This window comes from Pseudomonas sp. OVF7 (assembly GCF_030644265.1).
GTDB lineage: Bacteria > Pseudomonadota > Gammaproteobacteria > Pseudomonadales > Pseudomonadaceae > Aquipseudomonas > Aquipseudomonas gorinensis.
This window is the reverse complement of record NZ_CP128996.1, coordinates 800,897-814,928: the sequence shown is the minus strand read 5'-3', so window position 1 is coordinate 814,928 and position 14,032 is coordinate 800,897. Positions and strand designations below refer to the sequence as shown.

At 61.3% G+C, this 14,032-nt stretch carries 13 protein-coding genes; 2 read left to right on the top strand and 11 right to left on the bottom strand.

The features are described 5' to 3' along the window. The first annotated feature begins 125 nt into the window (after positions 1 to 125). Positions 126 to 4,718, top strand: coding sequence for a DUF4329 domain-containing protein (locus QU606_RS03685; RefSeq protein ID WP_304998604.1), 4,593 nt, complete (start codon positions 126 to 128; stop codon positions 4,716 to 4,718). Positions 4,719 to 4,874: 156 nt separating this feature from the next. On the opposite strand, the gene QU606_RS03680 is transcribed toward QU606_RS03685, so the two are convergent. The 7 genes from QU606_RS03680 to QU606_RS03650 form a co-directional block, all read right to left on the bottom strand. Continuing rightward, complete coding sequence (locus QU606_RS03680) at positions 4,875 to 6,257, bottom strand: PepSY domain-containing protein (RefSeq protein WP_193690134.1); 1,383 nt, start codon at positions 6,255 to 6,257, stop codon at positions 4,875 to 4,877. Positions 6,258 to 6,374: 117 nt separating this feature from the next. After that, positions 6,375 to 8,444, bottom strand: coding sequence for a TonB-dependent copper receptor (locus tag QU606_RS03675; protein ID WP_024073146.1), 2,070 nt, complete (start codon positions 8,442 to 8,444; stop codon positions 6,375 to 6,377). A 92-nt stretch (positions 8,445 to 8,536) separates the two neighbouring features. Beyond that, on the bottom strand, positions 8,537 to 8,938 hold the full coding sequence (locus tag QU606_RS03670; protein ID WP_024073147.1) for a DUF2946 domain-containing protein: 402 nt from the start codon (positions 8,936 to 8,938) through the stop codon (positions 8,537 to 8,539). Positions 8,939 to 8,948: 10 nt separating this feature from the next. Further along, on the bottom strand, positions 8,949 to 9,431 hold the full coding sequence (locus tag QU606_RS03665; RefSeq protein WP_168232253.1) for a copper chaperone PCu(A)C: 483 nt from the start codon (positions 9,429 to 9,431) through the stop codon (positions 8,949 to 8,951). Between the two features lie 47 nt (positions 9,432 to 9,478). Further along, positions 9,479 to 9,874 carry a DUF2946 domain-containing protein gene (locus QU606_RS03660; protein ID WP_150056061.1) on the bottom strand — a complete coding sequence of 132 codons (396 nt, stop codon included), beginning with the start codon at positions 9,872 to 9,874 and terminating at the stop codon, positions 9,479 to 9,481. Between the two features lie 97 nt (positions 9,875 to 9,971). Beyond that, complete coding sequence (locus QU606_RS03655) at positions 9,972 to 10,259, bottom strand: addiction module antidote protein (RefSeq protein ID WP_024073150.1); 288 nt, start codon at positions 10,257 to 10,259, stop codon at positions 9,972 to 9,974. Then, positions 10,256 to 10,561, bottom strand: a complete 306-nt coding sequence (locus QU606_RS03650) for a type II toxin-antitoxin system RelE/ParE family toxin (RefSeq protein WP_304998603.1) — start codon at positions 10,559 to 10,561, stop codon at positions 10,256 to 10,258. The genes QU606_RS03655 and QU606_RS03650 overlap by 4 nt, the downstream gene beginning before the upstream one ends. A gap of 520 nt (positions 10,562 to 11,081) precedes the next feature. Here QU606_RS03650 and QU606_RS03645 point away from each other — a divergent pair. Further along, the gene (locus QU606_RS03645) at positions 11,082 to 11,336 is read left to right on the top strand and encodes a DUF6124 family protein (RefSeq protein ID WP_304998121.1); all 255 of its coding nucleotides are present in this window, start codon (positions 11,082 to 11,084) and stop codon (positions 11,334 to 11,336) included. A gap of 43 nt (positions 11,337 to 11,379) precedes the next feature. Here QU606_RS03645 and QU606_RS03640 read toward each other — a convergent pair whose 3' ends face one another. Genes QU606_RS03640 through QU606_RS03625 form a run of 4 tightly spaced genes read right to left on the bottom strand, consistent with a single transcriptional unit; the run spans position 11,380 to position 14,025 of the window. Continuing rightward, positions 11,380 to 11,703: a DNA-binding protein gene (locus QU606_RS03640; RefSeq protein ID WP_024073153.1), complete on the bottom strand. Its 324-nt coding sequence runs from the start codon at positions 11,701 to 11,703 to the stop codon at positions 11,380 to 11,382. A gap of 5 nt (positions 11,704 to 11,708) precedes the next feature. Further along, entirely contained in the window at positions 11,709 to 12,041 is a 333-nt protein-coding gene (locus QU606_RS03635) for a type II toxin-antitoxin system RelE/ParE family toxin (protein WP_024073154.1), read from the bottom strand. 56 nt (positions 12,042 to 12,097) lie between these two features. Continuing rightward, positions 12,098 to 12,823 carry a cobalt-precorrin-6A reductase gene (locus tag QU606_RS03630; protein WP_102625508.1) on the bottom strand — a complete coding sequence of 242 codons (726 nt, stop codon included), beginning with the start codon at positions 12,821 to 12,823 and terminating at the stop codon, positions 12,098 to 12,100. Further along, a complete protein-coding gene (locus tag QU606_RS03625; protein ID WP_024073156.1) occupies positions 12,820 to 14,025 on the bottom strand; it encodes a bifunctional cobalt-precorrin-7 (C(5))-methyltransferase/cobalt-precorrin-6B (C(15))-methyltransferase in 1,206 nt (401 codons plus the stop codon). Before QU606_RS03625 ends, QU606_RS03630 begins: the two co-directional genes overlap by 4 nt. Positions 14,026 to 14,032 lie beyond the last annotated feature (7 nt).

Sequence of the window (14,032 nt, the reverse complement as noted above, 5' to 3'; positions counted from 1 at the left end):
TGTAGTGCCTGGCGCCTGGCGGGGGTGTTCAAAATCGCTGGACGGGGTGCGACATCCGTCAAGCGCCCACATCCGTCTACCAGCCGTCAGGAGTACAGGAGTTGGACAACCCACTATTCAGAGATGTGCGTTCAGCGCAGGGCACCCATGTTGCCGTATTACCACCGCTTAGCCCTCCTTTCATCACGGCGGACGACGCCGCCCGCTGGGCTCAGCAACACGTGGGCAGGAGTGTCGGCGACAAAGAGTTCGGGGGTGCGATTTTCAAGAAGGACAATCACTTTTTCGCCACGCGTCCCGTGGAGGGTGGGGAGGTCACGTTTGACCATCGCGAGATAATGGCCGTGGATGAACGCGATCATTTCATCGCCCCGGCTGGCTACACCTGCGCGGCGTTGTACCACTCCCACCCTGCGCACGCCGACAAGATCAAACAGCATAACCCCACCTTTACCGACGATCAGGCCGCCGTCTTTACAAGCTTTTTTTCGCCGGCCGATATGGTGTTTATCATTGAGCATCGCCAGTCGGTACCGGCCCACTATTTGTGTGGGCCGACCGGCACGCTGTTGAAATACACCACCAGTGGCAGTGCCCTGGAAAAGACGCTGCTGCAAGGCTTGAAAGGTCAGGTGCCGCTGGCAGCCAGTGCGGATTTTGAGAGCTTTATCTGGCAGGTCGCCGAGGGCGGCGATCTTCGGGTGGTGGTGGCCGATGCCTTGTGGGGGCAAGTGCGTGGCCGGGTAAAGCGCGGTTGGAGAATCAAGTCGCCGGTCGGGCCGCTGGAGACGGTACAGGAACAACCGTTTTTTACCCGGGTATTCAAGCGCCCCGAGTTGGCCGTGCTCGCCGCGTTGGAGAGCACCCCGGCGACCGTCACGGGGCGCACAGTGGGGTTTGTGCTCAAGCATGTCCAGAAAGACACCTACGTCGCCACTCGGCCGCAGGCGCCGGGCCCGGTGCTGTTCTCGCCGGCGAGCCTGTTCCCCAAGCGTCCCGACGGTAAACCCCGGTTACCCTCGCAGTTCCGGCTGGAGGCCATCTACTACCGGTCCTGGCCGCAGCCAAGTGATTTTCCGTCGAAAGAACCCTGGATGTACTCGGCGTTCTTTACGCCGGCGCAACTTGTTGCGGGCATTACCCAGGCCCGCAACACCGCCGATATCCAGGCCGACACCCGTGGCCTGGCGCTTTACATGGAGGCCAGCGACGGGGCCGTGCTGAAACTCCAGTTGCCCGGTGCCGTAGAGGCTGAAGAGTTGGTGGACGAAGGCCCCGGCGGGGTGTTCAACGACAAGGGTGCCCAGGCCGAGATGATCGCCGGCACGCTGACCCCGCGTGGTTTTGTCCGGCGGGTGATCAATACGTGCAGCCTGTCGGTGGTCCGGCCCGGTGAACTCTGGCGACGCGTAGGGGAGGTGGACAATCGCTCGTCGTTACTCACGCCGTTTTATCAAGCGGTACTCAGCCCGACGTTTCTCTCGGCCACGGACGCTGCGGTGTATGCCCACGAGAAAGTGGGTGGGCGGCGGGACCGATCCTATGGTGGCTACATTCTCAAGGGCGAAGATGGCCGCTTCATTATCACTGAGCCGATGGAAAGCCAGGTCAACCCTTTTGCCTCGGCGCTGTTTTTCCCCGCGGGCGACCAGGGCCCGCTGGTTCCTCCTGAACCCTATGTGATTCATGGGCGCTATGGTTCCCACGTGGCGTTGTCCATGGTGCATCCCGACTGGATCGAGCAGCGCCGTTGGACGCGGGAAGAGGCCGAGATCAACCTGCAGGTGTTTTCCGCCGAAGAGCTCCATGGGGTGATCCAACAAGGTCGTCCGGCGTATCTGTCGGCAAGCGAGGCATGCCTCTTGGCGTATACGCCAAGCGGTTCGGCAAATGAAACCGTGCTGTTGAACGGTGTCGTGCCGGAGCCTGGTGGCAGCAGGGCTCAACAGCGCCTGGACAAAGGGCTGATCAAACCTGCGCAATGGGTTGGCCGGGTGGCCGAGACCGGAGGTTTACAGGTTATCCAGGGGAATGCGCTGTGGGGGCCGCGTTCTCCCGTGTATTCAGACTGGACACCGAACTTCACCTACGCGGACCGCGCAGGTCCGCCCGACTTCATCACCTATGGCGCGATTTTCTCCACGGCAGAGGAGGCCGCCCGGGACCTGCATGCCCGGGTTCATGGGCACAACCGGGCCACTGAGTCCTGTTACGCGTTCATTCTCAAACACACGCAAAACGAGCAGTACATCGCGACTCAGGTGATGGATGTGACGACGTCTATCAAGCTGTTTTCGCGCAATGCGTTGTTTGCGAGGACGGATAAGGGCTATGTATTCCCGCCAGGGTTCATGCTCCGCGCGCTGTTTCGCTCCCAACAATGGCAACCCACCGGGCTGACCACTTCGAAGGCCTGGTTGACGCGTTTTTTCGTATTGCCAACGGTGCTGTATTCGAGCCTTTACGACGCGAAGCGTTTTGGCGAGCTGTACAACGCCGGGGACAACTTGCCTATCTATTTCTCCACCGAGGAGGGCGCGTTGCTGCGCTATCGCCTGCCGGGGCCGTTTGCGTTCGGCAGCGGCGGCGCGCTTGAAAAAGAACTGGAGGCCACTCAAACCGCGCTGGCCAGTGGTGCCAAGACACCGCTGGACTTTGTCCGGGAATGGGCCAAGCGCGGTCAGTTGCATGTGGTACGCACCAGCCAGTGTTGGGACGAACGGGGCGCGGTCAATGAGCATTGGCAAGGGTATGCAACGCTCATGCGACGACGCCTGAGCCCCGCATTTGCCGAACCGGACGATGCCGTGCGGCATGTGCGCACGTTGATTGGTGACAATCGTCAACGCGCCTATGGTGGTGTAGTGCTGCGCCTCGGCAATGGGCTGTTCGTCGCCACGGCGCCCTTGGCGATACCGCCTCAAGGTTTTGTGCTCAATTGGATCTTCCCTGACCAGGCGGTTTCGAAAGGCTTGTACCCCGAGGGGGCGACCGTTGTCGGGCGTTACCGCTCCACGCTTGTGCGTGAGGTGCCGATCCTATTGTCTGCGACCGAGAAGGCCATCTACACCAGCATGGTACCCACCAGCGTGCTGTCGAACCTGTTGCGGCGTGAAGTGCATGTCAAGCGTGAGTACCTGATCGGCTCCGATGGCGTCTTGTTGAGCTACAACCTGACGGACTCCCCCGAGGAACAGACGCTCAAAGCGGATCTGGCTGCGCTCGACCTGGTCAAGGGCGACGTTGGGGATAACCTCATCGAGCGGCGGATTCGCAGTGGCGAACTGCTGCCCACGCAGTTTGTGTCGCGGGTGGCGAAGGCGGGCGAGTTGAGGGTGGTTGAAGGGAGCCGGTACTGGGGACCGCCCAGGCGCTTGCTCGGCGAATTTTCCGCATTCGTTTATCAATGGCCAGGGCTCTTGATTCGGGGCTCCTTGGCTGACCCCGCGTTCAGCCCGGTGTTCACCCAGGCCGACGACGCCGTGAGTTCAGTGCTGCCACCGTCTGACGCGAGAGAATGGCTGACGTTTGGCTATCTGCTCAAGTCAACCCGCAAAGAGCACTACAGGGTCACGCTGCCGTTGCAACGGCAGGACTTCTCCCGGCTCGAGCAGGTGTTCCCCTACGCGCAGTTGCCTCAGGGCTATGCCATTGTGGGGTTGTATCTGTGTGCCTCCAGCGCAGCCATCGGCAAGGCTGGTGACCCCATGGGGCGCAGCTTTTTTTGGCCGCGCGACATTGCCGATGGACTGAGTTTCGTCAAGAAAACCGCAGATGAAGGTTATTGGCCGTTGTATTTGCGCTGCGCTGACGATGCTTTGCTCAAGTTTCAATTTGATGGCCTCGACCGGTCGGTGATGTTTTCCAGTGAAACGACCAAGCTGCACAGTTACTTGCGGGGTGGGGCGCTGCAACTGGTCGACTATGTGCACAGCCTGGCGGTCAAGGGCACGCTGGATGTCGTGGAAACGAGCCCGGTCTGGAACGGTCGAGGTCGCATTGACACCTCCTGGCAACCGGGCGCCGCCGCTGTGTATGTCTATGGCTTTCCGGCGCCTCTACTGGTGTGCGGACCGGTGTGTGCCCATCCTGATGACGCCGCACGGCACGCTCAGGGGTTGTCTGCCGGGTTTGCCGGCAAGACGCTCCTGGGCGGCGTGCTCAAGGTCGCCGGCACCAACGATGTGTGCGCGGTGACGCCGATAGAGGAAGACCAAAGCACGGCATTGACGGTGCCGGCGCTGTTTGCAAGTGGCGGCGGCCTGGCGCTGGCGTCGGCCCATCCAGTCGGTTACTACCAGGTCGTGGCCGTGCAGTCGTTCTATAAGGCAATGGCGGTTTCAGCGGGTGCCGAGGTTTTCGAAAGCACTCTCAGGGCCAACTTCATCGCCGAGGCGGATTTGAAGGCGATGCTGGACACTCTGCGAATGAACGAGCCGTCAGCCGAGGGATGCTATTTCATCAGCCGAGGCGGCGCATTGCTCAAGTACTTGCCGACCAACCCGGCGACAGAATACACACTGGCCGCCACGGGGCCCCAACGTTCTGCGACTCAATTGATCGGAACGCTGAGGGCAAACGGAAAGCTGTCGGTGCTGGAGACCGATGCTTTCTGGACGCGTCTGGGGGAGTTGGGGGATGAATGGCAAATCAAGGATGTAGGCGCCCAACCTGAGCCTGAAGACGTCCAGTACGGTCGAGACAGAGATGAACTTTGACCCCCGGTGACAAAGAGCCTGAAGGATGAAAAGAAATCCTTTGGCAACGCTGGAACAGGGCCATGACGGCGCCCCCGAGGGGCGGTGAAAGGGCCCGGATCAACGAACCGCCGCTGCCCTGGCCGTGTTGCCGGTGGCCTGGGCGCGGCGCCTGTTTCATGCGGAGCGGGAAGCAGCTTTGTCGGGGTTGAAAAAACGCGTCAACACCAGGCGATCCAAGGCCCATACGGTTATCAACGACGCGCCCACCAAGGGAAAAATGATCGCCAACCCGAGCATGATCACCAGGGCGGTTTTCCACTTCGGCAGGTCATGGCGCAGCGGCGGAACCCCCAGGCCACCCTGTGGCCGGCGTTTCCACCAGATCACCACGCCACTGACCGCACTGAGCAGGATCATCAGGCAGATCAGCAGCACGATCAGTTGGTTGACCCAGCCGAACATCTTGCCCTCATGCAGCATCACACCGGTCTCGGTCGCGCGTGCGACGATGCCGTAGTGTTCCCAGCGCACGTCGGCCAGCACCTTGCCGGTGTATTGATCCACATGCAGGGTGGCGTCGTTGCGCGGGTCGTCGGCGAATACCGCGATGGTGAACACACCGTCGGCCGTGGTGGGGAACGTGATGCTGTAGCCGGGTTCGACCTTGCGTGCGTTGGCCAGCTCGACCACCTGTTGCAGGCTGACCGTGGGCGCGGCGGGAGCGGCGTGCATGGCACCGTGCTGCATGTGCTCGGCATGGTCGCCGGACATCGGCATCGGCGTGTTTTCCATGGCCCAGGGCACGGTCTGCTGAGTCGCCGTGTTGAGCACCCGCGCCTGCTGGTCTGACTGCGGCACGTTGTTCCACATCGCCGCCGGGAAGGTGTTCCACAGGTCAGCGTATTGCTTGCCCCAGAAGCCCGTCCAGGTCATGCCGCTGAGCAGCATCACCAGCAAGAAGGCCGCGCCCCAGAAACCGGCGACCGCGTGCAGATCGCGCCAGAACACACGGCCACGACTGCTGAACCGTGGCCACAGCACCCCGGCCGAGGCCTTGCCGCGCGGCCACCACAGGTACAGGCCGGACACCACCAGCATCACGCCCCAACCGGCGGCAAGCTCCACCAGGCGATCGCCGACGGTGCCGATCATCAGTTCGCCATGCAGGGCGCGGGCGATGGCCTGCAGGTTGTACTTGGCATCCTGCTCACCCAGTACCGTACCGCGATAGGGGTCGACAAAGACCGTCACTTCGCGGCCGCCAGCGTGCATGACGAACTGTGCGCTGCTGGTGGCGTCGGCCGGTGGCAAGTACTTGCTGAGCTTGCCGTGGGGAAAGGCCGCCTGGGCCCGTTGCAGTTGCTCATCGGCACTCAACGCGTGCTCGGCGGTTTGCACCTTGAGCAGGTCGCCATACATCAGCGGGTCGAGCTGGGGCTTGAACAGGTAGATGATGCCGGTCAGGGCCAGCAGCACCATGAAAGGGGCGACGAAGAGCCCGGCGTAGAAGTGCCAGCGCCAGGCCAGGTTGTAGAAGGAGACTTTTTGAGTGGTCATTGGGGATGCTCCGCAAAGCTTGAATTGTTGTCGTTGGTCAGGCCGCCATCGGGGGCAAGCCCCCTCCCACATGTGGAATGCATTCCAATTGTGGGAGGGGGCTTGCCCCCGATGCTTTTAGAAGCTCATGTCCACCTTGGTCCAGAGCGTGCGCCCCGGTTCCTTGATGGCTTGCGGGTCGCTGGCCGGGTAGCCGAACCCCGCGTTGCCGGCCAGGTTCAAGTGCTCGGCGTAGGCCTTGCCGAACAGGTTGTCGACGCCGGTGCTGACCTTGAAGTTTTTATTGATGCGGTACGCGCCGTTCAGCGAGAACACGCCAAAGCCACCGCTCTTGTCGTAGTCCTTGCCGACCACGTTGCCCGCGTTCTGGTCGATGCGGTTTTGTGCGGCGACCACGCGCCACAGGGCGCCGGCACTCCAGTCGTCCTCGCTGTAGGTCAGGCCCAGGCGTGCGTCCAGGGGCGGCATTTGCGGCAGGGCCTTGCCGTCGCTGCTGTTCTTGCCCCAGGCGTAGGCGAGGGTGGCGTCGGCCTTCCAGTTTGGGGTCAGCTTGTAGGCCGCGCCCAGTTCGCCGCCCATGATGCGCGCATCGACATTACGTGCCTGGGACGTGGTACCCATCATCCCGGGCTGGTAGTCGAACAGGATGAAATCGCGCACCTGGCCGATGTAGCCCGAGGCCCAGGCTTCAAGGTCGGCAGTTTTGTATTGCGCGCCGAAGTCGAGCTGGGTGGTTTTCTCCGGCTTCACGCCATCGAACGCGTTGACTGATCCGACCGCCCCGGTGTTGGGGGAAAACAGCTCCCAGTAATCCGGGAAGCGCTCCGAGTGGCCCAGGCCCGCATAGAGGGTCGTGGGGGTGTCGGCCAGGTCATGCTCATACCGCACAAAGCCCGAAGGCAGGGTGTCGGCGCGGGTGTCGTTGGCGGTCGGGTTGGGGCGGGCCATCATTCCCGAGCCGGTAGTCTGGCGAAAGTCCTTGGCCGAGGCGCGGTCCAGGCGTGCGCCGGTGACCAGGCGATCGCGGTCGGCGGCGTACCAGGTCAGTTCGCCGAACACGCCGTAGTTGTGGAAGTTGGCGTCCTTGTTGCGTGGCAGGTCCTTGTAGGTATCGATGCCCATGCTGCTGCGCTGGCGGTGTTCGTTGGTCTGCGCGTCCAGGCCACTGATGAGCTGTACATCGGCCCAGCGCCAGGTGGCCTTGATGCGCGCGCCGAGGGTGCGGCGGTCAACGTTGGAGGCCATGGGCCCGGCCATCATCCCGGTGCCCGACGGGACGCGCAGGCTGTAGTTGTCCATCACGTGGTCGGCGTAGTTGTAGTAGACCTGGGCTTCGACCTTATCCAGCACTTCGCCGAGATTGGATTTCTCGAAACGCAGGCCCAGGCTTTCGCGCAGGAACTGCGAGCCATCCATGCCGCGCCCGGCGTAGCGCGCCTCGCCATCGCCACGGCCGGCGGTGAGTTCGAGCAGGGTATCGGCGTCGGGGGTGAAGCCGACCGCGACGTCGCCGTTCCATTTGTCATAGCGCGAGGCGACGGTGTCGTTGTTGCCGTCCTTGTAGTCGTCGGCATGCGCCTGGTTGCCGATCACCCGCACATAGCCCAATGGCCCCCCAGCGGCGGCATCGATGACTTTGTCGAAGCGGCCATTGGAGCCGGCCAGCACACTGGCATTGATCCGTGTGCCGAGTTCGCCGAACTGCTCCGGCTCGCGCTCGAAGAGAATCGTGCCCGCCGAGGCGCCGGGTCCCCAGAGCACGGTCTGCGGGCCTTTGATCACGGTGAGCTTGTCGTAGGTTTCCGGGGAAATATACGAGGTGGGCGCATCCATCCGCCCTGGGCAGGCGCCGAGCATCATGCTGCCATTGGTGAGGATGTTCAGGCGCGAACCGAACATGCCGCGCAGCACCGGGTCGCCATTGGTGCCGCCGTTGCGCACCAGGGCAAAGCCGGGGATGGTCTTGAGGTAGTCGCCGCCGTCGCTGGCGGGCACCGGTTGGCGCGGGTCCTTGGGGTTGGTGACCACGGTCAGTGGCGAACTGGGAGCGATCGCGGTGATCACGGTGGGCGTCAGCTCATGCTCGGCGTGCTCGTCGGCATGGGCCTGTGGCGCCAAGAGTGCGCCGCACAGAACGGCGAACACGGGGGCGTTTCCCAAACGGGAGTCAGCAGTAAACCTGGACATACACATTCCATCTATCAATCGTAAACAACACGGCCAGCAGCCTGCGGCTGTCTGTCTAAAGTCGGCCGGGGTGAAGTAACGGTGTTAAGGGTTTACGAGGCGATGGGGGGCGCGCGGCTGCGTGCGCCGGGGAAAATGCTCTGCCGGGCATGGCCCAGGCGCGGGGAGGGGGTGAGGGCATTGGCCGGCGGTGGGGGGCCGAGGGCCATGAATGACACGCTGCCAGGCAGGGCCGGGCAACTGAAGAGCAGGCTGCAATAGCCGCACTTTTCCCAGAGGACGTGATGCTCGTCGGGCGTCTTGGTTGGCTTGGACTCGCCATGGCAGTTGGGCATGTCCATCGACATGGCCATGGACATACCGGCGTGCTGATCCGTCGGCATCGCTTGGGAAATCAGCGGACCGATAAAGATCATCAGCATGGCGAACAGGCTGATCCAACTGCCGCGCATCACGCGGCGATGTGGAGATAACCTGGCGCGAGGGGCGCCCATCGAGGTTGGCTTACTGAGCGTGCATATGCTCGTGGCCGGCCATCGGCGGCGCTTTCTGCACCGACACTTCCACTTCGACCTTGCCGGCTTTTTCGAAGGTCAGGGTCAGTGGGAATTGCTTGCCATCGGCCAGCAGGCTGCGGTCCTTGAGGCCCAGCAACATCACGTGATACGCCATGGGCGCGAAGGTCAAGTCACCCTTGGCCGGCACGGCAACGCTGGGCACTTGTTGCATCTTCATCAAGTCGCCTTGCATCACATGCTCATGCAGTTCGGCCTTGTCGGCCACTGGCGTGTCGACACTGAGCAGGCGGTCCGGGGTAGCGCCGGTGTTATGAATCACGAAATACGCCGCGACGGTTGGCGCGTTCGGCGGCAATTCCTGGGACCAGGGATCGCTGACCGACAGGTCCCCAGCCTTGTAGTCGGCGGCATTGGCAGCACTGAACACCGGCAGCAGCAACGCAGCCAGAAGCAGGGAAGATTTAAGCATGGCAGTTCTCCAGAACGGTTCTAAACGCAGTTCACTTGCGAAGACAATCAGACCGTTGGAGAGGCGCGGGGGTTAAGGCTCGGCCATTGCTGGCGCGGTGTGGGATTTTGCAACGAGGGCGGCGGCAGGCTCTGCACCGCCTCGAACCGCGTGACGTACAACTGCGGCACATGCCCCGGCAACGCCACCAGCGACGGTGAGCCCGAGCAACACCAGCAATGCTGCATGGCGGAATGCTCGTCCTGCTGCGGCGCCGGAATTTCCAGCTTGCCCAGGGCAATCGTCTTCAGGCTGGCGCCATTGGACGAACAGAAACCACCCCACAGCAATTGCTGCACGGGGTCCTTGGATTGCTGCATTGCACTGGCCATCGGCATGGCAAACGCATTGAACAGCACTGCAAGGCAGGCGATCCAGGCAATTGCAAAGCGTTGACGGGCCATGGCGGACAATCCGTAGGGTTAAACGATCAGGTGGGTATTTAGCCTGATCGAGGGGGATAAGTAAAAAGGGGCGGTGTGGTTTGGTGTCGCAGTACTATCAGATCGCTGTAGCGTGAAGCTTGAGGCCCAAAGCCTTCATGACTTTCATGATAGTCGCGAACTCGGGATTGCCATTGCTGGAGAGGGCTTTGTATAGACTTTCTCTTCCGAGGCCGGCATCGCGGGCTACTTGGGTCATGCCTTGGGCGCGGGCGATGTTGTTTAGCGCTGAACGGATCAGCAGACCGTCACCCGTATCTTCTTCGAAGCACGCTTCAAGATATTCGGCCATATCCTCGGGGTTTTTTAGGTGCTCCGCCACGTCGAAGTCAGTGAATTCATTCATGAGTTACTCTTTTTTTCAAAGTCTTCTGCAATTTGTTTAGCGCGCTGAATGTCACGTTTCTGCGTTGATTTGTCGCCTCCGATCAACAGCAGGTAAACCACCTCGCCTCTGCGAGTGAAATAAACCCTGTAGCCAGGGCCATAGTGGATGCGCATTTCAAAAACGCCATTTCCGAGTGCTTCGCAGTCTCCAAAGTTGCCCCATTGCGCGTGATCCAACCTTGCCAGTACGCGTGCTCGCGCGGGTTTACTGCGTAACGAATCAAGCCATTCTAGAAAGTGTTTTGACTTCTTAAACTGAATCTTCTTGGATCGTATTCCTTGGGATACAAAGTGGCAAGATGCGACGCGCTGCAAAAGCAGTGCATCCCCCTCGCGGGCGCTGACGTAAAACCGCGAGGGAGGAGGTTAGGGCGGGGGCTTTTGGCTGAGCCAGCCAGCTGGTTCGGAAGTGTTTGTAGGGAGAATCGACTTTTTGGAGGGAGGCCAAATAGCTAGTCGTTTGGCTGGTTATTCGTACAAGCAGAAATTTCCGACAGGGATATGAGGTTGTCCCTAGGACACTCGGTCTCTAGTCTCCGTACACCGCTGTAAACGCAGCGGACGGGCGTCGCGGCCCGGGTTTTCTAAGAGAAAAAGCGCTATCGCCTGCTTTCAGTTGATGCTTTTTTATCGTCTACTGTGCGGCTAAATGGTGGCTGTGCGCGGGATACCTTCGGGTATGCCGGGATGCCTTAGACCGGTCCGCGAACCTGCGTACAGCTGCCACCCTATCGCGTCGCGGCGAATCAGTGGCAGCTCCACCTTTCTAAGGAGCTTCACAATGATCAAACGCACCCCAAATCCCCCCGTTCGGCTCTTCACCGTGGCCGATGGCATCAGCACCGAAGACCTGCTGGTCAACCTCAGCGAAACACTTGCCTCGGCCAATGCGCTGAGCTGCGACATCGCCTTTAACCTGGAAGGCGCACCACGCGAGGAATTACTGGGCGTTGCGCAGTTGATCGAGCTGGCGCAGTTGCTGGCTGATCGGGTACACGATGGTGTTGGGCAGACAACAGCCGCAGGCAGCGAATAACACGACTGTGATCGTCCCCACGCAGAGCAGGGGAACGATCAAATTAGGCAGTGGGAACTCCGTGTACCTGCATATCAACGCCCAGGGCTTTTCTAATCACCGCAAAAATCGCCGAGAGATTATCCATGCTTGGATTACCACTGGCTGATAGCATCCGATGCAGGCTTTTGCTCGGTTTGGCGGTTTCCTTTGCGAGTCCTTCAAAGCCCACTGTGGCGTTGACCAAATCGCGCAGAATCACACGTGAAATTTCCGGTTCACCATTGAGAAACAGTGTAGCGGCCTCATCAAGAAGAGCTTGGGCGAATTCAGGATCACGTTGAGCACGCTCGGCGATTGTGTGTTTGTAGCTGCGGGTAAGCGCCATGCTGGTTACCTCTTTTGTTTCACTTTCTTGTCACGCTGATACTGATCGATCAGCGACTTCACGGTCTTGATATCGCGCTTTTGACTGGACTTGTCGCCACCACCGAACAGAATGATTAATCGGTGGCCCTCTTGTATAAGATAAATTCGTAGGCCTGGCCCCCAGTCGATGCGGTATTCGCCGAGCCCATCGAACCATTTGATGTTGCTTGTATTGCCCATTTCAAGTCGAAACAAAGCAGTTGAAACTTTGGTTGCTGCCGGCACACTCAACGATGAAAACCACTCATCGAATGGGCTCAACTGGTTATCGCGTCGGTATTCTTCAATTTCAATCATTGGTCGCCCTGAAGGTAACAAATAGGTTACTAATCAAGCAAGCGAGCGATCCTGACTTATCGAATGAAATCTGCCAACGAATCGATTGTTTCCGCGGGCGACAAAAGCTCCCGATCCACAGCCGCCAACACCGGCCGCTTCATCACCAATACCGGCACCCCACGCTCCCTCGCCACTTCCAGCTTCGGCTCCGTCGCTGCGCTGCCGCTGTTCTTGCTGATCAGCACGTCAATGCCACGCCGTTCGAACAACGCCCGTTCATCCTCGATCAAGAACGGCCCGCGCGCGCCGATCACTTCACAGCGCTCATTGCCCGGATACACATCCAGCGCCCGCAGTGTCCAGAATTGCTCCGGCGGGATCTCATCAAGGTGCTGCAGCGGCTCTCGTCCCAACGTGAACAGCGGGCGCTTGAACGGTTTCAACGCTTCAATCAACGCGGCCCAATCGCTGACCTCTCGCCAATCATCCCCCGCCTGCGGCTGCCACGCCGGACGCCGCAACGCCCAACACGGCACACCGCACACCCTTGCTGCCTCGGCGGCATTGCGGCTGATCTGCGCCGCGTACGGGTGGGTGGCGTCGAGGATCAGGCTGATGTGTTCGTCGCGCACAAACTGCGCCAGCCCTTCGGCGCCGCCATAACCGCCGACACGCACTTGGCAGGCGAGATCGGTCGGCACACGGCCCACACCGGCCAGGCTGTAGATATGCTCCGGCCCCAACGTACGAGCGATAGCCAGCGCTTCGGTCACACCGCCCAGCAGCAGGATGCGTTTCATCGCGGCTTGACCACTTCCAGCAGGGTGATCGGAAGCGCTTGCCGCCACGTATCGAATTCACCCAGCGGCTGGGCCTGAGCGACGTGGATACGGGTCAGTTCACCGCCATGTTGAGCGCGCCAGTTCATCAAGGTCATCTCACTTTGCAGGGTCACGGCGTTGGCGACGAGGCGGCCGCCGGGGCGCAGGTGTTGCCAGCAGGTGTCGAGCACGCCCTCGCGGGTGACACCGCCGCCGATGAAGATGGCGTCGGGTGCTGTAAGGCCGTGCAAGGCTTCCGGGGCTTTGCCACGAATCAACTGCAAACCGGGCACGCCGAGGGCGTCGCGGTTGTGTTCAATAAGGCCCTGGCGGCCTTCGTCCGCTTCAATCGCCAGTGCGCGGCAACTGGGGTGCGCACGCATCCATTCGATGCCGATGGAGCCGCTGCCCGCACCCACGTCCCACAGCAGCTCGCCGGGCATCGGGGCGAGGCGGGCGAGGGTCATGGCGCGGACGTCGCGCTTGGTCAGTTGGCCGTCGTGCCGGAAGGCGGAATCGGGCAAGCCAGCGAGGCGCGATAGGCGGGGTGTGTCGCTGGAGGCCAGGCAGTCGATGGCGACCAGGTTCAAGTCGGCGACCGAGGCGTGTTGCCAATCCTCGGCCAAACCGTCGATGCGCCGCTCATCCGCGCCGTCCAGGTGTTCAAACACTGTCAATCGGCTGGGCCCAAACCCGGATTCGGCCAACAACGAAGCAATCAACGCGGGACTGCCGCCGTCATTACTCAGTACCAATAAACGCACACCCGTGGCCAGATGCGCATTGAGCGCCGCCACCGGCCGGGCCACCACGGACAGCGTCACCACCTCCTGCAACGGCCAGCCCAACCGCGCCGCCGCCAACGACACCGACGACGGCGCCGGCAAGATCAGCAGTTCTTCAGCCGCCACCTGGCGCGCCAAACTGGCGCCCACGCCATAGAACATCGGGTCGCCGCTGGCCAGCACGCACACAGGCTCGCCACGCCGCGCCAGTACCGGTTCCAGGGAAAACGGGCTCGGCCACACCTGGCGCTCACCACGAATACACACCGGCAACAGGTCCAACTGGCGCTGACCACCTATAATCCGCGAGGCGCGCAACAGGGCATGCCGGGCATTCCTGCCCAGCCCCTTGAAGCCGTCTTCACCGATGCCTACAACCGTCAGCCAGGGCGACATATCAATT

Excerpts from the sequence above, each read along its gene's own strand:
- QU606_RS03680 (WP_193690134.1), bottom strand. The coding sequence starts at position 6,257 with ATGACCACTCAAAAAGTCTCCTTCTACAACCTGGCCTGGCGCTGGCAC.
- QU606_RS03675 (WP_024073146.1), bottom strand. The coding sequence starts at position 8,444 with ATGTCCAGGTTTACTGCTGACTCCCGTTTGGGAAACGCCCCCGTGTTC.
- QU606_RS03670 (WP_024073147.1), bottom strand. The coding sequence starts at position 8,938 with ATGGGCGCCCCTCGCGCCAGGTTATCTCCACATCGCCGCGTGATGCGC.
- QU606_RS03665 (WP_168232253.1), bottom strand. The coding sequence starts at position 9,431 with ATGCTTAAATCTTCCCTGCTTCTGGCTGCGTTGCTGCTGCCGGTGTTC.
- QU606_RS03660 (WP_150056061.1), bottom strand. The coding sequence starts at position 9,874 with ATGGCCCGTCAACGCTTTGCAATTGCCTGGATCGCCTGCCTTGCAGTG.
- QU606_RS03655 (WP_024073150.1), bottom strand. The coding sequence starts at position 10,259 with ATGAATGAATTCACTGACTTCGACGTGGCGGAGCACCTAAAAAACCCC.
- QU606_RS03645 (WP_304998121.1), top strand. The coding sequence starts at position 11,082 with ATGATCAAACGCACCCCAAATCCCCCCGTTCGGCTCTTCACCGTGGCC.
- QU606_RS03640 (WP_024073153.1), bottom strand. The coding sequence starts at position 11,703 with ATGGCGCTTACCCGCAGCTACAAACACACAATCGCCGAGCGTGCTCAA.
- QU606_RS03635 (WP_024073154.1), bottom strand. The coding sequence starts at position 12,041 with ATGATTGAAATTGAAGAATACCGACGCGATAACCAGTTGAGCCCATTC.
- QU606_RS03630 (WP_102625508.1), bottom strand. The coding sequence starts at position 12,823 with ATGAAACGCATCCTGCTGCTGGGCGGTGTGACCGAAGCGCTGGCTATC.
- QU606_RS03625 (WP_024073156.1), bottom strand. The coding sequence starts at position 14,025 with ATGTCGCCCTGGCTGACGGTTGTAGGCATCGGTGAAGACGGCTTCAAG.